This window comes from Trinickia dinghuensis, assembly GCF_003367175.1.
GTDB classification, from domain to species: Bacteria; Pseudomonadota; Gammaproteobacteria; order Burkholderiales; family Burkholderiaceae; genus Trinickia; species Trinickia dinghuensis.
This window is the reverse complement of record NZ_QRGA01000024.1, coordinates 1-19862: the sequence shown is the minus strand read 5'-3', so window position 1 is coordinate 19862 and position 19862 is coordinate 1. Positions and strand designations below refer to the sequence as shown.

The window sequence follows — 19862 nt, the reverse complement described above, 5'->3', positions numbered from 1 at the left end:
CTCTCAAAACAAAGCGACCCGGCAGGGAACCTGATCGGACCGAGGATGATGGGAAATGGGAGAAACCTGACTCACACGACGAGCTTGAGCGCTTCATCCCACGCACGCTGCTTGATGGTCGAGCCTTGTCCGAACCACGCAGCATCGCGCCGGTGGTCGTCGCTACGCGCGCGGCGGTGGTGATCCACATATTCGGTGACAGCGTTGAGCAGGCCCCAAGCGGTGCCAGTCGCCGAAGCGAGATCAGCGCCCTTGCCGCGGCCTGCGTACAGTTGGCCCACAGCCTTGATCGCGCGTTCGTTGACGGCGAGCGCATCGCGATCAGCGACGTTGGGTGTTGAATAGGTGAGCACACGTCGTAGGAACGCTTCGGCAGCGGAGTCCGACACCTTGCGTTCCGCGAGTGCCTTGGTTCTAGCCATAAAGGCATCCCACGACGAGATCGCGATGCCGAGCTGACGCTTGACGGCTTGCGCGTCGAACTGCGAGCGGTGCGGGACCTTGACCGCGCTGGCGCTATCTCCGAGCGCAATTTGGAGGGTGTTGTTGCAGACGACGCGGACCGATGTGAACTGGGCCGTGGTGGCGAGCGTGCCATCACAGGCCGTCGCCAACAGCAAATAGCCGTTCACCTCATCCCTGCCCTTGAGGGTTGCGCTCTGGCCGGTGCGCGCGAGCGCCCACAGCTTGCGCCCTTCCTTCAGCACGCCCGCCGTTTCGAGCTGAAAGCCACCCACTTCAGTGAGATCGCGATAGAACTCCAAAATTTCCCGGGGCTGTACGACCTGATAACGAGCGGACACGACGGAGAGCGCAGCCTTGGTGTCCGAGCGGTAGAGAACCTTTTGTTCGGGGAATGCGTGAATCGAGCCGAGGCTCCGATTGCCGGCCGCGACGAAGCGTACTTCGGCTTCTTCGATGCGCCAGTTCATGCCGGCGCGTTCGGCCCACAGTTCTATTGGCTGGTTCGGGGCGAGCTTGTTGCCGAGGCCGTGCCAAGGTTCGGCGTCGACATAGGCCATGGTTTGAACGAGATGCATAAAGCCTCCTGAAAATATACGCGTGCATACAGCCCGGCGCTCGCCGGACAGGTTGGAAATGGAAAGGAGAAGAGAGGGCGCCGCGCTGGCGACAGCGTGGTAGTGAGAGCGGATTCAGACGGCTTGCTTCACGCTGAACGAGTGCGTGCATGCCAGGCATTGATAGTTGTCGAGCACGTTGTCGTCGATCGCCCCGCCGACCGCAGAGCCGGCCGCACAGCCTGCGGCGCTGCCGACGAGGCCGGCGATCACCGCGCCGGCAAGGCCACCGAATACGGTACCGATTGGTCCGGCGATCGAACCCACGACCGCGCCTGTTTCCGCGCCGGCAAGTGCTGCCGCCATACCACCTGTGGCTCCTGCAACACTGCCAATGGTGCTGCCCGCCTTGCGGGCGCGGTTGCGCGTATCGATACGCGAGGACAAGCACCTCGGGCAACGAAGCACCGGCTCGGATGATGATGGGCCTGGCTTGGCGGGTGCTTGGGCCGATGCCGGTTCTAGCTTGGCCGCCGCGCTCATCAGCGGCTCAAGAGCGTCGTGCAGGTCGCGGCGTACGTCGGGTGTGAGGGGCGCAGGGGCGGCTTCGTCGGGGCGTCCGAACGGTAAGTGGATGTTTGGTGGTTCGGCGCTGGCCTCCTGCATGGTACGTAGGACGTGATCGGGGTAGTGTGCGAGCGCTTCCCATTCGTCAAGTTCGCTGATGTCGAATGCCGAGCGCTGGACGGTGGCGCCGCGAACGGGTGGCTGGGCGATAGGCGAATGGGCACCCATCGATCGCCGCTTGGCGGCGAGCCAGTAGAAGCCCAGCGCGAAGATCGCGACGAGCGCGACCATTAGGGCGGCCAGCAAAGCGGTATGAGTAGAAAAATTCACGAAGGCTCCTGAACGAATTGCACCGACGCGGGATTGCATCGGCGGAGCGGCCGTTGCTGGCCGCGTTCAGGAGGGTGATATGTGATCGAAAGATTTTTGAATGCCTGATTGCGCTAATCTTCTGATTTTTGAGATAGTGGATTTCGCGGATACGTAGCGGTTGCCATTGTCGGCCCGCGATACCCATACCGCATGCACAAGGCAAGAGAGACAATGTTCGAAAGCGGCAAAGAGTTGTTTTCGCCTCAGGTTTGGGCGTGTCGGTTAGGTTTGACAGCGCGTTGGATAGCAGAAGTCGACGTGGACGGCGTGCGGATCAGTGCCGCGAACGACGTCAATGCCTCGGTGCTGGACGTATCCCTACACAATCGACGTGGGTTGATTTGGTCGTCAGTACGCATCGAGGGGATGGACGTGCAGCCGTTGCGTGGGCTGTCCCATTCAGAGGCCGCACGGCTTGTCTCCGCAGTTGCTCGCAAGAAGGCTGTGGCACTGCAAAGGCTGGAAACTGATCTCGCGGCAGACCAGGATGTACTTGTTCCCCTGTGGCGAGAGATCGAGCGAGAACAGTCGGCAGACAGGTATCTGACTGCGCGAGAACGAGAGAGCATCCTTGGTCGGGTGGCGGCCTTAAAGGACCGATTAGACGGCGCGTATATGCGCAGTAGAAGCCCGCACGCAAAGCCGCTGTCAGTTACCGATGCGCTTAAGCAGGCGATCTCGTACTTGCGTTGCTTGAGCCAAGATGGGGCGCGAATATTGATGCCTGTCCCATCGAGCCAGAGATCAAGAGCCGCATCAAGGCGCTCCTCGACAACGGCTTAAGCATTGAATCGCGCACATTTCATTCTCTCGGCCGTCAGATCGTCGAACGAGTCGAAGGTCGGCGCCTGCGTGTATCGAAGTCTTCGGAGAATGATAGCCGGCTGCAAAGGGCTATAGAACAGTGCAAGAAGAACCCAGCGTTCGCATCCGACTGGCTGCTTCTGCAAACAGTTGCGCGCTTTCCTAGCCCGGTCGAAGCGCGCTTTCACTCGGAAGAGGAGTACCTGGAATACCTGCGCGGCATGTGGCGCCAACGAAAATTCGGCTACAGAAACAAGGAAGAAGGCCCCGGAATTCTTACGATGGGATGCACGAAGCCTGTCAGATCTTTCGAGGAAGTGGCCATTTCCAACTGGCTGTATCTCAACGGCGTCGATTTCGAGTACGAGGCTGCGTATTTGCAAGGTTCCGAACGGCTTTGTCCCGGAGCGATATGGACGCCGGACTTTACCTATAGTGTTCGCAACGGTGCCGCGAACATGCTTATCGTTCACGAGCACTTCGCGCTCAATGAGAACGGAGAAGCGCCAGCGTTCTTCAAAGATCCTAAGAGATACGTCGAAGAGGCTGAGCGAAAAAAGCGGGTGCTGGCGGAACTCGACGCGCGTCACTTCTGGACAACAAGTGCCGAATTCAGAGATGGAACGCTGTTCAGTAAGCTTGGGGAGCGTCTACGGGCCGCCGGAATCGAACTGAGCCCCCGTTCGTCGCAGGAGGTGCTCGATAAGCTCAAGACCGTTGGCATGACCGAGGACTTCGATCTCGTTGACCGAGCAGTCTCTCAGATTCGGCAGAACGGCTGGGACGAAAAAACGTTAATCGAGCGCATTGGCGAACAGCGTGAGCCAGCTAGGGCACGGCTGTTCTTGCAAGTAGTATGGCCGATAGTTGCCGCGGTGAATGAATTACTCAGAGCGGACAAGTGCCTCGACTTCGACGAGATGATTCGGCGGGCGTTGGGCTATCTACATCAAAATCCAGGGCTACTGCCTTATCGGTTTGTCCTGGTGGATGAATTTCAAGATACAGCTCCGGGACGAGGTGACATGATTCGTAAGATGTTGTCCGCGCGCCCGGACACCCTGTTGTTTGCCGTTGGTGACGACTGGCAAGCGATCAATCGCTTCGCGGGCTCCGACCTGCGGTTTTTTCGCGAATTCGGTGCTGCGTTCAACCGCCGCGCGGGCGCGAGCAAACGATGTGAACTGACGCAGACTTTCCGAAGTAATCAAGGAATAGCGGATGTCGCACGTACCTTTGTTCTACGCAACGCGAGCCAGATGCCGAAGACTGTCGACGCATATGACTGGACGCGCGACAGTGTGATCGACGTGCGGATGTATCAGTCTGATCGGGAACTCGTAGATCTCGTCGACGGGATCCTGGCCAACTGGGTAGCGCGGCATCCCGAGGGGAGCAAGCCCTCAGTGTTCATCTTGGGCCGTTACGGTAAGCGCCATGCCGGGGGACTCACTGCTCAGCAGATTTCCGAGCTAGATCAAAAGTGGGAGGACCGCATCGAGTTTATCAAGACGAACGAGAAGGACCCTCCGAGCCTTTACACAACGATGCATACCTCAAAGGGCTTGCAAGCGGACTACGTGTTGGTTGTCGGCATGTATCGCGCCGAACAGGATTTCTTCTGTTTCCCGAGCGAGCGAGCGAGAAGACGATCCGCTGCTACAACTTGTGCTGCCCCCGAAAGAGGCAATGGCGGATGCCGACGAACGCCGTCTGTTTTATGTTGCAATGACTCGAGCGAAGCATCAGGTGGTGCTGCTTGCCCATCAACGCTTCCCCTCGCCATACGCTCTGGAACTCTTGCATACGCATCGGGACGGAACCGTGCTCTTTGAAGGAACGCGAGAGCTGCCACCGCATTGTCCGAAATGCGACCATGGTCTGGTATTCAAACAATACAACCCCAAAAAGCGACAGTGGTTTCATGCGTGTAGCCACCGTTGGAGCTGCGGGAAGACGTGGACCTCCTGGCCGCCTGTCAAGGCGCTTGCGAGGAGCAGCGGTGTTGCGTGAATTGCGCCCGGGATCGGACGTCGGTATTGGAGGATGCTTCGTCAGCGCATCTCGCATGAGCAACGTTCGTAGACGCCTACCAACTGGCAAACGCCCCGGAGAGACTGAAAGGGAAATCGAGCGGAGGCAAGCCGAATGAGGCACGAAACAATGCAGACAACTTGACCAAGTCTTCTGGCTTGTATCGCAAGTCGTAGGACTGCGGATGCGGCACAATGAGATACAACCCGAGCGCATCAGAACGCCCGCCGACAGGAAGCCAATCTATCCAGCCGTGGGATGCGACGAATCGGCTGTCTTCCGACAGTACCGGCTCGTACGAACGCGTCCTAGAAAGGCCAGCAGCGACCCGCAAGCCGAGAAAAAATGTCACGCGATCGTCAAAGAGGCCGGCATCAGATTCTTGCTGGAGACGGATCGCCGCACCATCCGAATCAAACACAGAAAAACCGTCTCGGCTCCTTCCCAAATGCGTCTCGAACACGTTTCGCATCTCGAAGGAATCTTTCAACATCTTCGTCTCTGTGGCTGCCCCGAAGATGACAGACGCCAAGTTTCGGGTGCTCTTGGCATCGTCGAACCAGGACACCGTCGGGGCCTGCGGCGACGGCGACTCACCCAGTATCAGCGGCCGACGGCCGAAGCGATGAGTGCGCATGTAGACCCAGGGATCCCACGAGGTGATTTGATCGGTCATTGTGACTTCCGTCCGAGGGCGATGCGAGCGCTATCTGTTTGCTGGGAATGTCGCAGTTGAACTACCAGGCTTTTATGTCGGCAGCGCAATGTGTGGGTCTGTCCAATGTAGATTAGCTCTCCTGGGGGCGGGTCTGGTTCGTATTCACCTTTTCTCGATTCATTAAGCCCGCCTGCACCATTGACTCTCTCGCGTGCATAGTTGCAAGTCCCGGCATTAGCCATGCCTTGATCGACTCATTGCTCAAACCGATCTCCTTCAGCAAGGTCATGTGGTAGAAAAATCCCAGCGCGTCCGCCTTCCATGAAAGCTCTTGCAAGAAATTCGCGGACTGCTCGCGCGTGCGCTGCCCACCAAAATGAGCCAAATCGTTACGGATGTCGGCACATACTTTCGCGAATGATTTAAGCCGCTGTTCATCGATGTCGAATGGCAGTGCCTCGAACATCGTACATAGGCGCTGTTCCAACATAGGTTCGGCAGCGTGTTGCAGCCTTCGTGCGAGCCACTTTCGGTCCTTCTCCAAGTTAAGCTCGGCAAGGATACGATCGATTTTCTCCCGTAGCGCGCTACTTGGCTGCTCCGACCCATGTTTCGTTCGGTGAAAGAATTCCATTCCTTGAGCCAGATTCGAGAAGCGATTCTCGACGTAGAGGTTTACATCTCTACGGGTCGACAAATACGAATAGAAGCCTGGGCCGAACACCTCGCGCTTGGTCCTCCATGCTGCGTAGATTTCACCGAACGAATCCTTCAGATCGACGAAATTGGTGCAAAGTTCATGGAGTTCCGGCGGCGATGCAGAGCTTGTAAGACGGCGAAAATAAAAGGTGAATCGCCTATTGCTGCCGGAAACTTGCACGGTAGGCCATGCCAGCGAGAAGTGGGAATTCGTCAACAGGGTCATGAGATCCTGTAGCGCCCCGAACTCCTCTCGCACCTGTTCTGCAGAAAGCGCCGACTTCTTCGTGAATGTGAGCGTCATGTACTCACGGACCTTGGCTTCGAAACGATGCAGGCCATTGGGCTCAATGACATCCGTATGTTTCGCAAACGTGAGCTTTCCGACCCCGGTGTTGTACACGACATCGCGTGCAGCATCACACCGGAGCCTCATAACACGCTTCGTCCGCTTCACGTCGAGCGTCCCCAGTCGGAGCCAGTTCTCAAACCCTGTCAAATCGAGTTCGATTTGCGAGAATCGCGGAACCTTTCCATTCTTTGCGAACCCGTTGTCGCCAACCAAGCACATCGTCGCGAAGTATCTCTCGAACGAAAAGCTATTCGATCTGAAATGACCGTCAGTCGCCACCGCGTCGATCAGCAGTATCTTTTTGCCCGTCCTCTTCGTGATCCCTTGTATTGGTCGCGGTGACCGTCTTGAAGAAACGTTGTCGGCAAATTGTGCGAACGGATGTTGATCGTCTTTCAGCATGCCGTCTAGTTCGAGGCGCAGTTCGCCATCGTCCGCAATCTTCAACCACCCTGTGACATGATGTTCAGGTGCGAACTGAGTATTCGGAAATTTTTCGTCATGCCACCAGAAGTACCCTTGCTCGTCCAGGATGTAATTCTTCTTCATCGCCCCGATCCCTTGATCAAGTGAAACAATGCGGAGCCTGCCCGAGAGTATCGCCGGAACAGTCACCGTCGGGCTCCTCGCTTCTCTGCGCGACTTCGTCGTCGATTCAGGCACACAGCAGCCAACGCATATCTCATCTCACTGTGCCAAGGAAACGGTGTCGTAACTGAAACCAACCCGACCCGGCAGCGACGACCGCCGGTGCTTGGCATCTCGTTTCCAAAGGAGCGCCGTCACGCTCGATAACGACTTTATGGTCTGCCGCTAACAGCTGTTCGGTCACTCGAATCTTTCGTCGCGCGTTCGATCACGATCCGTCTCTGCCTGGCGCTCTCGCGCGACGCGTTGTGCAAGCTGTTCCTTTGTAGCGTCAATCACGGCCCCCAAATCGTCTCGTCCAACAATCCGCAGTTCGTCCAAAAGACGCCCGTTTTCTTCCATCGCCGCCGCACGTGAGCCACTCCAGCTTCGCGGAACAAAGCGCTCGGCGAACCGATTAAGTACAGCCTGCGGGTCGGGGGCGGACGATAACAGCGCTAACGCCTGTGCGCTCCATTGCAGGGGGGCGCCCGATGACGGGCGAACAGCAAACCGGACAAGAGCGGCAGCGAAGGGGTAGCGTCGATCGGGGTCACGATTACACCATTCAATCAGTACCTCACATGAAACGGTATCAGCGGGGCTCGCACGATCGCCGTGGACTTGTCCGAGCGCCGCCACGCTTTCCACGCGCTCTTCCGAGTCACCAGCAAATAAAACGTCCAATACCGCTGCGGGCTGAGCTTTGAGTAGGGCGCCGAGGAGCTGAGTGTTCTCCGTCAAGCTAGTTCGATGCGCTACAACTGCCTCGATCAGACGAGCCACGACAAAGCCTGCAACTGTCGCGCAATCAGCTGCCGTCAAACAGGCTTCGGCCACCAGCGCACGGTGATAGTCTTTCTCGGCATCGTCGTTGCCGAATCGAACCAAGCGCAACAAGTGGATCCCTGCGTCGATTAGCTCTGGCTCGTGCGTCCTCCTGTCCGTACGATCGGCAAACAATCGCATTGCTAGTATCTCAAGCGCGACGTCGACGCCCTCCTCAGCCATCCTGTCCGCGAGCGAGAGTATGAGGCGACCGAAGCGGTCTCCGTCGAGCGAGTCCGTCACCCGACCAAACGTGAGATAGCGGTACTGCCAAAGCGGCGGCACCCCAGACGCAATCGCCTGACCAAGTCGCTCCGCTGCGCGCTCATCAAGAAGCACGGATGCCTGCAATTCTGGGAACTGCGCGGCAAGAATCGGTTCGGCAAGCGCACGGTCGAACAAACGCTGCGCAGTTTCGCGGTCTCGTTCCCACAGCTCTGAGAAAAATCCACGCAAAACCTGGACATTGCGCTGCTGCGGGTCTCGTTGCGCCAGGGCATCCATAAACAGATCGAACACGTCAACTGCATCCCCAGCCCCACTCGCAAGGCCTCGCCCGAAAGCCCAGGCCTTGTTGCCTCCGGCGACAAGCTCGGGCATAAGGCCGGTTAGCACTGCTCGATCTCTCGCGATAGCCTCACCAAGATGAAAAGCCTGAGCCTCCAATCTTTCAAGAGAGCGCGCCACATCTTCATCTACCTCGATTTCCTCTAGGTTCAATCCGTTTGAAGTACTCCCGAGCACCACAGCTCGCACCTGATCCGCGAGATCCACAGGCCTCAAGCTGACTTCAAGCGCCGACAAGCGGGCGACGAGTTCCGGCGGAAGCGCCGCGCTGTCGTAATGAAGCGCCTGCCGGCACGCTACCCATCCGTCCCGCCAAAAGCCGTTCGATGCACGCTCCCGGAATAAGGACTCCAGCCGATCCGGGACGCCGGCCGATCGCCAGAGTCCACGCAGATGCCGCGCAAGGACTGCGAGCAGTTCTGGTCCCAGTACCGTATGCGACGCGGCCACTCGCTCAATCAGCAAAATTACAGTTTCGTACCAGCGCGCGACCTCATCGTGCGACCTTGGCGCGTAGCCATAGCCGCGCGACCGAGCGCCAAACTCGAAGGAATATTGCGAACTGAAGTGATCGGTCTTAAGCGCCTCATTCAGCGCAGCAAGGCCCAAGGCTCGTGTCTTTGGATCGTCACTGATCAGAAGCCTTTCTATCACATCGACCCGTTGATCCACGGTCGCCAGGGTACCCGACAAGCAGACGGTGAATAGAGAAGTGAAGACATTGGCTGCCCCGTCGGCATCCACTTGATGGCGGCTTTGCGTTGCCACTTCCGCCAGCAGGGCTGTGCATCTCGCAAACAGCACCGGTTCATAGGCAAGCGAGCGCAGCAGTCGCACGTGGCCTTGCCAAACGGCGATAGCATTCTCCTGGCCTTGTGTACGGCATCGCTCGAGCGCCGCAAGTGCCGCCTCAGGACACACTGGCGCTACGTTCTCAAACATAGCGAGACGCAAATCGTCGAAAGCAGCCACGTTGCCCAAATAGCCACCGGGCGCGAGCCACCGCTCTACTATCGAGGTAGCCTGCGGCGAGCGATGCAGGTACGACAGACGTCGTGAGAAGGACTTGGCCAAGCGCTCTGCGCCACTCGAAATCAGTTGTTGTTCGATCAACCCAAACGGGATTTCTTCCAGGGCACGCGTCGCAAGCCGATTAGCGACGGCATGAGGGAGGAGTGCCCGCCAAGCGCCGCGACATTGGATTAACCCTCGTCGATGCAGTTCGGCTACGTGCCTTAATATTTCCAACGAGGGCTGTCCCACGAGAGCCGCTAGGCGAGGCAACTCCGCTGCCTCGCCGTCCAACGCTGTACCCTCAAAGGAGTACACGAGCGAGACGGCTTGCGCGCCAAGCACTAAAGCATTGCTGGGATCGTGTCGTTGTCGAAACAAACGCTCAAACAGCTGTTCATCGGAAAGGCCCGAAATTGTCTCCGTACGCTCGACTGTTTGCGCGAGCGCGAGCGCAATGCGTGCGTTGCCGCCAGCTGCCTCAGCAATCAGATGTGCGTCGACGGGAGAGATGTGCTGGTACCTGCGGCGGACGAGTACCTCGAGCAATTCAGGTGACGACACGTCGAGCGTGACGACCTGTGTCATTTCTGGTTGATCGTCGCGCACGTCGTATTCGACCGTGAGCAAGCTCAGGCGGCTCGACTGGTCACTACACACCTCCGCCAATCGACGGTGTAGTTCGGGTGGACAATTATCAACGATCAAGATTGCGCGCGTGCCGCTCGCAATCAAGTTTGACACGAGGCCAACTGGTTGAGGATCCGGATCATCCGACATATCGGTATAGACGGCCAAGGACATTGGCAGGGCCCTGGTTCCAATGCGATCGTCAAAAAGAGCCTGGACTAGGCGAGTCTTACCAACACCTGAAAGACCGACCAAACGTATGATCTTGCCCGGCTGCGCCAGCTCGCTACGAAGCTGTTCCAAGCCGTCCACGATCGATCGGGGAGATTCGTCGGCCCGCCCAACATGAAGCCGAAGACCCTCATCAACAAGGTAGGAGGCATCGACGCCCTCGGCAGCACCGCTCCAGGCCCCATAGGGCCGCCAACCACGCAACGAGCGGCCGATCCGTTGTTTGACCCATGCCACGAGTCCTGGGAAGCAACGGACCCACGTGGCGAGACGCGTACGATCGTAAAAGTCCGTGTGTAACTGATCCGAGTTCAAGGCCCCGTCGAGGCCCTCGCGCATGGCTTCCTGGCGTTCGCGCAAACGTATGTCCGCGACCGTACCCGTCGAGCAGGCTATGATGTACGCGCCGGCATTGCTGGCTAGGTCCTGAATGACCGGTCGAATGGCACCTCGAGGACGCATTTCGTCGATGATAGCTGCCCGAGCCATATCGGGCGTCTTCACTTGAAAGCCTGTTATCCGACGAGGAATAAATCCGTCTATCTCGGCGTTGGCGGGCAGTTCCACTCGTACATCAAGCCCGCCATCGGCTGCCGTCTGACTACCTCCATAGGTAACGGCAGCCGGAGAGAATCCGCGGCGACTCAGTTCGGCTTCACAAAGCCTTCCGACGAGTATCCGCAGATCCACGTCGTTCAGCTCTTTTATGTCGTCAGGGGTTATATCGAACATTGCGAAGCCTCGGAACAGCCTTGGGTTGCCACTCAGTTGGGCGGATACACATGGATAGCAGCGATCCTGCTACTCCGCTTTCGGTCGCCTGCGCTTCTTGGAATCTGCGACATCACGCGGATGGACTAGCCGAAGCGCGTCACGTTTTGCATGTCCCGTCGATTGCCCGCCTTCGCCACCACCCGCCAGCACGTTGAGCATCAAGTTGAACGTCAAGGCGTCGATCTCCTTCGGCGAAATCGCAAGCGTATCGGCAACGTCCGAACGCGATGTCCCCTCGTCACGCAATGTCTTGAAGACCTTTTCCAACACGAGCGACTTCTCATGCGGGGCTGGCTCCGGCTCGCTCGTTCGGTAGCCCGCTTCTGCCAGTTGAATGCACAACGTCCGATATATCCAGTCGGTGGTCATGCCTAGAGCGTGCAGTCGGTAGTTCAGTGCGGCGACCGAGACTTTCCAGTAATGCTTCGCCCGCACGAGCCCTGGCAGGGTCGCCACGCGCGGCGCATAAGCCAGCACGCTCTTGCGAGGCATAAGAAACGCTGAAGCGAATGCATTGGCTTCGCGCTCTAGCTCTGGTCCCTGAGTCTGTCCGTGCCGATGAAGCACTAGGTGGCCCAGCTCGTGTGCCGCATCAAAGCGGCAATGCTCCGCTGATTTGTAGGTATTCAGAAACATGAATGGCGTACCGCCGTGCCACATCGAGAACGCGTCGACTTCTTTCGCGTCGATCGCCAGCGAAAACACACGGACGCCCTTGGACTCGAGTAGCGCAATCACGTTCTTCACGGGCTGTTCGCCAAGCCCCCACTGCGAGCGTAGCGCTTCTGCCGCGGCCTCCGGACCATACGCCGTCTCTGTAGACGGAAATGCAATGTTCTCCTCGAAGTGTTGCAGACGTGCAGGCTCTGTCAATTGACCCGGCTCGCGTCCTAAGTCTGGAAGGTCTGGGGCAGGCAGGTTAAAGTTTTTCTCCAGCCACTCATTGAGCATTAGTCCGATCGCACCGGAACCGAGCGCGCTGTCACGCTGGCGTGCGCTCATCTTCGACATCGACCGGAAGCTCGCGAGGCTACCCGACAGCTCTTTGGGATCGCCGGCAAAAAAGAACGCCTCGGGGAAGCCTAGCGCAGTTGCAATGCGCTGCACGTTTGACGGCTCTGGCTCCTGATCCCCCCGTTCATAGGCAGACACGGATCGCTCGCTGACATCAATGCGTTCAGCGACCTCGCGCTTGGTGAGACCTCGCCGACGTCGTGCTAGCGAGAACCGTTTTGGGTTGAACATCACTTACTCAGGCAGATTTACGGCTGACAACAACATCAATATCGGGCGATTGCGGAATCGGCAGTACGGTCGGCTCGCCGTCGAGATCAATCGGGCCAAGCACAATGCGCTCGGACCACGAAGTCACGAAATGCTGCGTCGAGTCGTAACCGTTCGGACGGGAGAGTTCAAGACGGATCTCGTCACCGTCAAGGTGATGCAGCAGGATCCATGTGTCGAGCACGCGCTCTTCGTCCTGTACCGGCGGCAGTGTCTCGGGAAAGAGATCCGCCGTCCGGTTGTCGTCAACTGCCTTTACGGTACGCGGACCCTTTTCGCTCTTGTTGGACGGCGTGAAGTCCTTAAGGCCGGTCGCATCATCGCCCGAGGCGACGGCAATCGCGACGCCAAGTGCTGGATGGACGACGAGTTCGTAGTTGCCTTCGTCCTGCTTTTCCCAGCCACGTGGGACCAGAAGATCCCGCAGGGCGGCTACTGTCTCGTTGGTCAACACGGAATGCCGATACAGCCTAGGATGATGGGCCGTTAAACGCGCTCGGTACATGAGCGCTTGAAGCACGGCATCGATCAGTACCTGCCGGTCTAGCTCGAGGGAGGCGAGGCGGGTATCGACATCGGCAGGTTCGTAGAAAACGATGGTTGCGTGCATTGGGCACACCCCAGAAGTTGGCTTCCGGTTACTCTACCACAAATGTGGTGTAAAAACCGGAAGTCGCCATGGGGTGAGGGCGGCGACGCCGGAGCCCCGGCTATGGGTTCCGTTGGACCGTAAACTGATATGACTTCAAGCGAAGACGTGGCAGATGCGACTTTTACGTCGCGCTCGAGCTGCGCTCAAATGCTCTAGCACATTGGACCGGTGTTTGGCACGGTCGCCGCCATGTTCCAAGCGGCCTCAAATACGTTGTTGTGCGAGAATTCGAAGGGGCCGCCGGCGAACGACTGATTGTACGGCGTGCTCATACGAGGATTGCCAGTCACAGCACCGCTGCAAGGGCCGAGGCGGGAGCCGACCTGACCTGTTGGTGTTCAGGTGGCAGGCTCGGAGCGGTCAACGCGCACATGACAACGGGGCCTCGCGGCCCCGTTTCTGTGTTGCACCAAACGTTGGTTAGCCCGGCGAGCCACCGTCGTATCCGAACTTGTTCGATGGAACGGGCTCGGGCAGTCCCATGGCCTTCCGAAACCGCGAGAGATTGGCCGCGACCGCGGCTTTGCTGCTATTGACAGTAGGCGTTTTATGCAACTCGCGCCATTGTTCAGTCACCTGGTCCGGCGGCAGAGCGAAGCGCTTCAACCAAGCTTCCGTGGCGATGGTCGTGTTGAGCAGCGGTGCGGTGCTGTCGAGCGTACCGCTCTGCAAGATGTCCATCTTCTCGGCGATGAGGGGACGTAGCGCCGCGTCGAGCAGCACGTACGCCGGCGGGGGCAGCGGAGGTTTCCCCGGCCCGGCGGACACACTGGCTTGCGGTGCAACGCCCGCTTGGACGACCAAGCCACCGTCGCCCAACGGCTGGCGCACGTACCAGTCCGGCGGCAGTGTGAGCGAGTCGGCTCCCCCGGCGGCGCGCACGAGGTCCGCGTTCAGCGCGACGATCCAGTCCACCGTTTTGATCGCCCCTTCCAGCATCACGGTGCTGTAACCCATGGGGTCGCCGACGTCGATGCCCGGCCCGTAGCGACGGGCGTAAAAGTATTCGCTCGCCTCGTTCGCGTTAAGCTCCATTGGCGGAAGATTCACGCCGTAGCCGGCGTGCCCATGAACGATGGGCAGTGCTTCGCAAATCGCTGTGAACAATGCCTGAAACTTGCCCGGCCGCTGTTCCAGGAACGCTCGAGGAACGGTGAAAACGAGGGTATCGAGCCCGCGGTTATGCGTCGCTTTCCATTCGCCTAGCGCAAACACGGAAAACTCGTAGAACCCGGTTGCAAGTTTGTGGTCGGCGCTGGTCATCGTCGCGACAAGCGATGTATCCCCTGGCGTTGATGTCGCTAGACGCTCGAACGCCGGGGCCTTCTCGTATGCCATCGGCTGCTTGCCCTCCGTGTAAAACCATCGGAGGGGACCTTCTTTCGAGGGCTTATGACCGGCCGCGACTTCAAGGGCATGGTGATACTCGTCCACCATCGCGGCGTACTGCTCAAAGCATTGCACCAACGCTTTCCGGACCGTCGGTGTGTACCCGTTCCGGAAATACAGGACCCCGCGCACGACGAGCGCAGCGCCTGCGATGCCCTTTCTGTACGCGGGCTCAAACAGCCCGAAAGGGAGTGTGTCCGCGCGGCGAGGATCTTTCGCCCATGCTGCGATTTCTTCATCCGTCATGACAACGTGCTCACGGGAAAACGGGAAGGGGAGGCATCGGCGGAAGGGGCGGCGATCCGCCGCCCATCGACGGACTGCTGCCACCGCCAAAGAGATCTTCAAGATCGGATTGTTTGGAGGCTTTCGACTGCGTGGACTTCGAGGTCTCAGTGTCCTCCTTTTCCTCGCCGCACTTGCATTCCGCCGGACCAATCCGCTCGAACTTGTTCGGCCCGCCTGCAATCCGAATGTAGTCCGTCCGCTGCTCACGACTAAAGTCGTCGGGCGGAAACTTCATTTCCACGCACATTTTGATGTTCGACTGCACGGGTGGCTGATCGGGGTCGTTGACTACGATAACGTCTGGCCGACGAATCAAGCCTTGCCCCGCCAACTTCTTGTACTCGGCGTAGCCGCCGGGCCAATACTTGTTCAGCCAGTTTGGAAGGAACGGATGCGGCTGGAGCGGGTCTTGAGAACTCATGATCGGCGTTGGCACGTCGGGGCGCATGTCGTAGGCGACTTCTGGACGGTATACCGTTCGCTGGCCGGTGGTGAGCTGCGAAACCATGTCTTGGTAGTTCAGCCGTTGCATGACGCATCGTTGACGCTGGATCTTGCCATCGACCGAGGCCACGCCGATCCTTTTGCAGTTGCAAACGGTATCGCACAAGACGGCTCGGTCTTTGGGCGACAACCCGCTCTGCAGACCGACCTGCGTGGTCCGACCGTCACCGGAGGCGGTGCCGCCCGTCGAGTAGCCGGAGCCGTAACCGCTCATTCTGCGCTCTCGCTTCCCGGGTGGCTGAACATCAGCGACGAACCCTCGTCCCCCTCGAGCCATTCGGTGAACCCGTTAGCGTCGGTCTTCCCCTGCACGGTCTGTCCGTCCGACGATTTGATGGTGTAGGGATGACCGGCGACCGGGCGGCGGGTGACGTCGTCGAGCACCTGGAATCTGCCTCGATGGGGCGTTTGCGCGTTGGTATCAGACACAACGCTCTTTCCCCCGCCGACAGCACCACCGGGGCCGGACGTCGGCTCGGCGGTCGTGTTGTTCTGCGACGCGATAAGCGTTGCGCCACATGCGGTCGTGTCGCCTTCGGAGGCTACGGGGCGACCGTCGAACGTCACGCCGAGATTCTTGACCCCGATGATCGGATAGATCCCACCACACTTGGGACACGACACCTTGTCACCCAAGAGTGCGAGGGCGACGCCGTCTGACTTGTTCTCCGGCGAACAGGCAAGCACGCGCCCGCCGTGCGAGGTCGTGTCGCCCTCGCGGATAAATGCAAAACCCATAATGCATGCCCTCTCTTTTTTAGTCGGAGGAATGTAGCACAGCGGGTTTTCCCGGGGCCATCCTGTTAACGATGCCAGTTTTCAGGTGCCACTTTCTCGGCGCGGTACTGTCGGCGATAGGTCGAAGTCGCAAGCGAGCGGCAGTTCGCCCGATGAAGACGGACCCATTGGAGCTCCATATCGAAATGCCTTTGCTGAATTCGATATTTCGACTATTATGAAAATATGGAAACGAATCACACCATTGCCGCGCTTGCGGCACTCGCACACGAGTCTCGGCTCGCCGTCTTCCGCGCCCTGGTTCAGGCGGGACCCAAAGGTTTGCCGGCAGGCCAAATCGCCACGTTGCTCGACGTGCCTCCGTCATCGCTTTCCTTTCACTTGAAGGAGTTGGCTCATGCGCAACTCGTCACCAGCCGCCAGGAAGGCCGCTTCGTTTTCTATTGCGCGAACTTCGCAACAATGAACGGCCTGCTGGCTTATCTCACGGAGAACTGCTGCGGCGGCAATCCCTGCTCGCCAGCGGCCGCATGTTCGACGTCCAAGGAGCATCAATCATGAAACGCTTTCACGTCCATGTCAGCGTAGCCAATCTCGCCGACAGCATTCGCTTCTATTCGGCGTTGTTCGCGGTAGAGCCGACTGTCGTCAAGGATGATTACGCCAAGTGGATGCTCGAGGACCCGAGGGTCAATTTCGCGATCTCGCAGCGCGGCGCGGCGCCCGGGCTCGACCATCTTGGTGTGCAGGTCGAGAACGAGGCCGAACTCGCAGAAATGCATACGCGCCTTAGCGGCGCTGCGCTGCCCCTTGACGAGCAAATCGGAGCGGCGTGCTGCTATGCGCGCTCCGACAAATACTGGACGGTCGATCCGCAAGGCCTCGCATGGGAGACCTATCAAACCCTCGGCGACGTTCCGACCTTCGGTGAATCCCGCACGGCGCTGGCGGCTGAGAATGTCGACGCTTCCGCCTGCTGTTCCCCCACGCGCGGCAAGCCGGTCGGCGTGCCGGTGAAATCTTCCTGTTGCTGAGATAAAACCGGGCCTTCGCACATGACCACGAACGTACTGATTCTCTGCACCCATAACTCGGCGCGCAGCGTGCTGGCGGAAGGGGTGCTCAACCATTGGGCTGCGAAGCTCGGCAAAGACGTGCACGCTTATAGCACCGGCAGTGCGCCGAGCGGCCGGCTCAATCCTTTCGCGCTGGATGCGCTGATGACCGCTGGTGTCGACGTCAGCAATTACCGCAGCAAGAGTTGGGACGAATTCGTCGGCGACGGCGCGCCCGAAATGCGCATCGTCATCACGGTATGCGACGGTGCGGCGTCGGAGACATGCCCGTACTGGCCCGGCAGCCCGGTCAAAGTGCATTGGGGCTACGCCGATCCATCCAACGCCCTGGGCGGCGATGACGGCAAGCGGCTCGCCTTCGAACTCACGCGCCAGGCGATCAGCTATCGCATGCTGCAGTTGCTGGCGCTGCCGCTTGACCGCATGAGCAATCCCGAACTCCAGACGGCGTTGACCGAGATTTCTCAAAACTAATTGTTCGCACCGCGGCCTGCCGAATTCCGGCGGCGCCAGCGTCTTCGAGACTAATGCCAGCCCGCCGAGCAGTCCAATGAACACGTCCAACGTCGCCCCGCCGAGAAAAGCGATCGCAAAGCCCGCCATCAACTTCTTCGAACGCTATCTGACCGTCTGGGTCGCATTGTGCATCGTCGCAGGCATCGCGCTCGGCCAAGAACTGCCCGGCCTGTTTCAGCAGATCGGGCGAATGGAATACGCGCAGGTCAATCTACCGGTCGGATTGCTGATCTGGGTGATGATCATCCCGATGCTCGTCAAGGTTGACTTCGGTTCGCTGCATGAAGTCCGTCAGCACGTCAAAGGCATTGGTGTTACGCTCGTCGTGAACTGGCTCGTCAAGCCGTTCTCGATGGCGTTTCTCGGCTGGCTGTTCATCAAGCACCTGCTCGCGCCGATGCTGCCCGCTGGGCAGCTTGACAGCTATATCGCTGGCCTGATCCTGCTGGCCGCCGCGCCCTGCACGGCAATGGTGTTCGTCTGGAGCCGGCTGACGGGCGGTGATCCGCTGTTCACGCTCTCGCAGGTCGCGTTGAACGACAGCATCATGGTGGTCGCGTTCGCGCCGCTGGTCGGCCTGCTGCTGGGCATTTCCGCGATTACGGTGCCGTGGGCGACGCTGCTCACCTCGGTGGTGCTCTACATCGTCATCCCGGTGATCCTCGCGCAGATCTGGCGCAAGCTGCTGCTGTCGAAAGGACAGGCGGCATTCGATGCTGCGATGGCGAAGATCGGCCCCTGGTCCATCGCCGCCCTGCTGGCAACACTCGTGCTGCTGTTCGCCTTCCAAGGTGAGGCGATCCTCAAGCAACCGCTGGTGATCGCGCTCCTCGCGGTGCCGATCCTGATCCAAGTGTTCTTCAACTCAGCGCTCGCGTACTGGCTCAACCGCGCGGTCGGAGAAAAGCACAACGTCGCGTGCCCGTCGGCACTCATTGGCGCGTCTAACTTCTTCGAGCTGGCGGTCGCGGCAGCAATCAGTTTGTTCGGCTTCAATTCCGGTGCAGCGCTGGCAACGGTCGTCGGCGTCCTGATCGAAGTACCGGTCATGCTGCTGGTGGTGCGCATCGTCAATCAGTCCAAAGGCTGGTACGAGCGGCATTGAGCTTGAGTGACACCCGGGACATCGCCCGTACTGGACTTGAAGACTTCGCGTTTCTGCGCGGCCCCCCAACCAGCAGAAGCCGTTGCCACTTGAGGATCGACACAATGCAGCTTCGTCCGGCATACGCATCCGACCTTGCCTCCATAGAGGCACTCCTTGAAGTTAGTGGCTTGCCAACGGCTGGTGTTGCGGAGCACTGGGCCAGCTTCGTCGTAGCGGTTGACAACTCCAGTGTCGTGGCATGTGGCGGTGTCGAGTACCACGGCGACTTTGCGCTCATCCGCTCGATCGCAGTCAGTGGGCACGTGCGCGGCTTAGGTCTGGGTAAGGCCATCCTTTCGCGTCTTCTGTCAGACTGCCGGAGTCACGCGGTTCCGTCTGTCGTCCTGCTGACCACCACGGCCGAAGGCTACTTTGCTGACAATGGTTTCGTGCGGATTTCGCGTGGCGAGGTACCGCTTCCGCTGCTGGCGTCCGGCCAATTCCAGGGCGTGTGCCCGGCGTCGGCCACCGCAATGCTCATGGTGCTCTAAGTAGACGAGAGAAGCCTTGGGGCTTGCGACCAAGGTCTCCACCCGATTTGACATAGATTGGCGTTGATTGATGCGGACCTAAAATGCCTACACCGTGCCTACACGAAATCCAGAAAGCAAAAAGCCCAGCCATGTAGGCTGGGCTAAGTGCTTGATATCTTTGGTGGGGCGTGAGTGGCTCGAACACTCGACCTACGGATTAAGAGGCACTTGTAAACCCGTTTACATTCATGGGTCTACATCCCGCTCGCTTCTACAAACACCTGCGTTTGTATCGCCCTGGAAACCGCTTGTATCAAAGGGCCGGTCGATGATTGTAGATGGCCCGAAGATCAGCGCTTGAATGGTTTCCGCAAGCCTTGCTGCTCGATGCTGCACGAGCGGCGCTGGCCGACAGTCGTGGTGCGCGATGCGGCGTGCGCCGCGCCGGGCGCCTGCCGGGGCGCGCGATGCTGCGCGAGCGGCGCTGGCCGTCCGCTGGGTGCTCGATGCGGCGTGCGCTGCGCCGGGCGCCTGCCCCGCCGCGCAATGCTGCGCGAGCGGAGCCGGCCGTCCACCGGGTGCGCGATGTCGCGTGCGCCGCGCCGGGCGCCTGCCGGGGCGC

At 59.3% G+C, this 19862-nt stretch carries 17 protein-coding genes and 1 pseudogene; 8 read left to right on the top strand and 10 right to left on the bottom strand.

Features of this window, described 5'->3' with window-relative positions:
* Nucleotides 1-71: 71 nt before the first annotated feature.
* The gene (locus tag DWV00_RS31155) at nucleotides 72-1040 is read right to left on the bottom strand and encodes a DUF932 domain-containing protein (RefSeq protein WP_115537474.1); all 969 of its coding nucleotides are present in this window, start codon (nucleotides 1038-1040) and stop codon (nucleotides 72-74) included.
* 114 nt (nucleotides 1041-1154) lie between these two features.
* Nucleotides 1155-1955, bottom strand: coding sequence for a hypothetical protein (locus DWV00_RS34790; RefSeq protein ID WP_245965110.1), 801 nt, complete (start codon nucleotides 1953-1955; stop codon nucleotides 1155-1157).
* Nucleotides 1956-2983: 1028 nt separating this feature from the next.
* On the opposite strand from DWV00_RS34790, the pseudogene DWV00_RS35165 reads away from it, so the two are divergent.
* Both DWV00_RS35165 and DWV00_RS35160 read left to right on the top strand, forming a co-directional pair.
* Nucleotides 2984-3850 (top strand): annotated as a pseudogene (locus DWV00_RS35165) (UvrD-helicase domain-containing protein); the annotation flags it as partial.
* A gap of 601 nt (nucleotides 3851-4451) precedes the next feature.
* Nucleotides 4452-4775: an ATP-binding domain-containing protein gene (locus tag DWV00_RS35160; protein ID WP_245965109.1), complete on the top strand. Its 324-nt coding sequence runs from the start codon at nucleotides 4452-4454 to the stop codon at nucleotides 4773-4775.
* 76 nt (nucleotides 4776-4851) lie between these two features.
* On the opposite strand, the gene DWV00_RS31140 is transcribed toward DWV00_RS35160, so the two are convergent.
* The 8 genes from DWV00_RS31140 to DWV00_RS31105 form a co-directional block, all read right to left on the bottom strand.
* The gene (locus tag DWV00_RS31140) at nucleotides 4852-5472 is read right to left on the bottom strand and encodes an RNA-binding protein (RefSeq protein ID WP_115537473.1); all 621 of its coding nucleotides are present in this window, start codon (nucleotides 5470-5472) and stop codon (nucleotides 4852-4854) included.
* A 112-nt stretch (nucleotides 5473-5584) separates the two neighbouring features.
* Nucleotides 5585-7120, bottom strand: a complete 1536-nt coding sequence (locus tag DWV00_RS31135) for an ApeA N-terminal domain 1-containing protein (protein WP_115537472.1) — start codon at nucleotides 7118-7120, stop codon at nucleotides 5585-5587.
* 213 nt (nucleotides 7121-7333) lie between these two features.
* Nucleotides 7334-11131: a hypothetical protein gene (locus DWV00_RS31130; protein ID WP_115537471.1), complete on the bottom strand. Its 3798-nt coding sequence runs from the start codon at nucleotides 11129-11131 to the stop codon at nucleotides 7334-7336.
* A gap of 69 nt (nucleotides 11132-11200) precedes the next feature.
* On the bottom strand, nucleotides 11201-12418 hold the full coding sequence (locus DWV00_RS31125) for a helix-turn-helix domain-containing protein (protein ID WP_115537470.1): 1218 nt from the start codon (nucleotides 12416-12418) through the stop codon (nucleotides 11201-11203).
* Nucleotides 12419-12425: 7 nt separating this feature from the next.
* On the bottom strand, nucleotides 12426-13067 hold the full coding sequence (locus DWV00_RS31120) for a hypothetical protein (RefSeq protein ID WP_115537469.1): 642 nt from the start codon (nucleotides 13065-13067) through the stop codon (nucleotides 12426-12428).
* Nucleotides 13068-13529: 462 nt separating this feature from the next.
* Nucleotides 13530-14744 (bottom strand): DUF3396 domain-containing protein, encoded by a 1215-nt coding sequence (locus DWV00_RS31115; protein ID WP_115537468.1) that lies wholly within the window; start codon nucleotides 14742-14744, stop codon nucleotides 13530-13532.
* A 10-nt stretch (nucleotides 14745-14754) separates the two neighbouring features.
* Complete coding sequence (locus DWV00_RS31110) at nucleotides 14755-15504, bottom strand: VRR-NUC domain-containing protein (RefSeq protein WP_115537467.1); 750 nt, start codon at nucleotides 15502-15504, stop codon at nucleotides 14755-14757.
* Nucleotides 15501-16028, bottom strand: coding sequence for a PAAR domain-containing protein (locus tag DWV00_RS31105; protein WP_115537466.1), 528 nt, complete (start codon nucleotides 16026-16028; stop codon nucleotides 15501-15503). The genes DWV00_RS31110 and DWV00_RS31105 overlap by 4 nt, the downstream gene beginning before the upstream one ends.
* Nucleotides 16029-16253: 225 nt before the next feature.
* Here DWV00_RS31105 and DWV00_RS31100 point away from each other — a divergent pair, with 225 nt between their 5' ends.
* The 6 genes from DWV00_RS31100 to DWV00_RS34415 form a co-directional block, all read left to right on the top strand.
* On the top strand, nucleotides 16254-16589 hold the full coding sequence (locus DWV00_RS31100; RefSeq protein ID WP_115537465.1) for an ArsR/SmtB family transcription factor: 336 nt from the start codon (nucleotides 16254-16256) through the stop codon (nucleotides 16587-16589).
* Entirely contained in the window at nucleotides 16586-17062 is a 477-nt protein-coding gene (locus tag DWV00_RS31095) for an ArsI/CadI family heavy metal resistance metalloenzyme (protein WP_115537464.1), read from the top strand. The genes DWV00_RS31100 and DWV00_RS31095 overlap by 4 nt, the downstream gene beginning before the upstream one ends.
* 21 nt (nucleotides 17063-17083) lie before the next feature.
* On the top strand, nucleotides 17084-17578 hold the full coding sequence (locus tag DWV00_RS31090) for an arsenate reductase ArsC (RefSeq protein ID WP_115537463.1): 495 nt from the start codon (nucleotides 17084-17086) through the stop codon (nucleotides 17576-17578).
* Between the two features lie 76 nt (nucleotides 17579-17654).
* A complete protein-coding gene (gene arsB, locus DWV00_RS31085; protein WP_115537462.1) occupies nucleotides 17655-18725 on the top strand; it encodes an ACR3 family arsenite efflux transporter in 1071 nt (356 codons plus the stop codon).
* Between the two features lie 104 nt (nucleotides 18726-18829).
* The gene (gene arsN2 / locus DWV00_RS31080; RefSeq protein ID WP_115537518.1) at nucleotides 18830-19258 is read left to right on the top strand and encodes an arsenic resistance N-acetyltransferase ArsN2; all 429 of its coding nucleotides are present in this window, start codon (nucleotides 18830-18832) and stop codon (nucleotides 19256-19258) included.
* A 320-nt stretch (nucleotides 19259-19578) separates the two neighbouring features.
* A partial coding sequence (locus DWV00_RS34415; RefSeq protein WP_220274753.1) for a hypothetical protein occupies nucleotides 19579-19862 on the top strand: 284 nt, incomplete at its 3' end.

Bases quoted from the DNA above. Each gene is read 5' to 3' on its own strand.
- DWV00_RS31140 (WP_115537473.1), bottom strand. From the start codon at position 5,472: ATGACCGATCAAATCACCTCGTGGGATCCCTGGGTCTACATGCGCACT.
- DWV00_RS35160 (WP_245965109.1), top strand. From the start codon at position 4,452: ATGGCGGATGCCGACGAACGCCGTCTGTTTTATGTTGCAATGACTCGA.
- DWV00_RS31100 (WP_115537465.1), top strand. From the start codon at position 16,254: ATGGAAACGAATCACACCATTGCCGCGCTTGCGGCACTCGCACACGAG.
- DWV00_RS31090 (WP_115537463.1), top strand. From the start codon at position 17,084: ATGACCACGAACGTACTGATTCTCTGCACCCATAACTCGGCGCGCAGC.
- DWV00_RS31115 (WP_115537468.1), bottom strand. From the start codon at position 14,744: ATGACGGATGAAGAAATCGCAGCATGGGCGAAAGATCCTCGCCGCGCG.
- DWV00_RS31095 (WP_115537464.1), top strand. From the start codon at position 16,586: ATGAAACGCTTTCACGTCCATGTCAGCGTAGCCAATCTCGCCGACAGC.
- DWV00_RS31155 (WP_115537474.1), bottom strand. From the start codon at position 1,040: ATGCATCTCGTTCAAACCATGGCCTATGTCGACGCCGAACCTTGGCAC.
- DWV00_RS34790 (WP_245965110.1), bottom strand. From the start codon at position 1,955: ATGCAATCCCGCGTCGGTGCAATTCGTTCAGGAGCCTTCGTGAATTTT.
- DWV00_RS31130 (WP_115537471.1), bottom strand. From the start codon at position 11,131: ATGTTCGATATAACCCCTGACGACATAAAAGAGCTGAACGACGTGGAT.
- DWV00_RS31120 (WP_115537469.1), bottom strand. From the start codon at position 13,067: ATGCACGCAACCATCGTTTTCTACGAACCTGCCGATGTCGATACCCGC.
- arsB (WP_115537462.1), top strand. From the start codon at position 17,655: ATGAACACGTCCAACGTCGCCCCGCCGAGAAAAGCGATCGCAAAGCCC.
- arsN2 (WP_115537518.1), top strand. From the start codon at position 18,830: ATGCAGCTTCGTCCGGCATACGCATCCGACCTTGCCTCCATAGAGGCA.
- DWV00_RS31125 (WP_115537470.1), bottom strand. From the start codon at position 12,418: ATGTTCAACCCAAAACGGTTCTCGCTAGCACGACGTCGGCGAGGTCTC.
- DWV00_RS31105 (WP_115537466.1), bottom strand. From the start codon at position 16,028: ATGGGTTTTGCATTTATCCGCGAGGGCGACACGACCTCGCACGGCGGG.
- DWV00_RS31110 (WP_115537467.1), bottom strand. From the start codon at position 15,504: ATGAGCGGTTACGGCTCCGGCTACTCGACGGGCGGCACCGCCTCCGGT.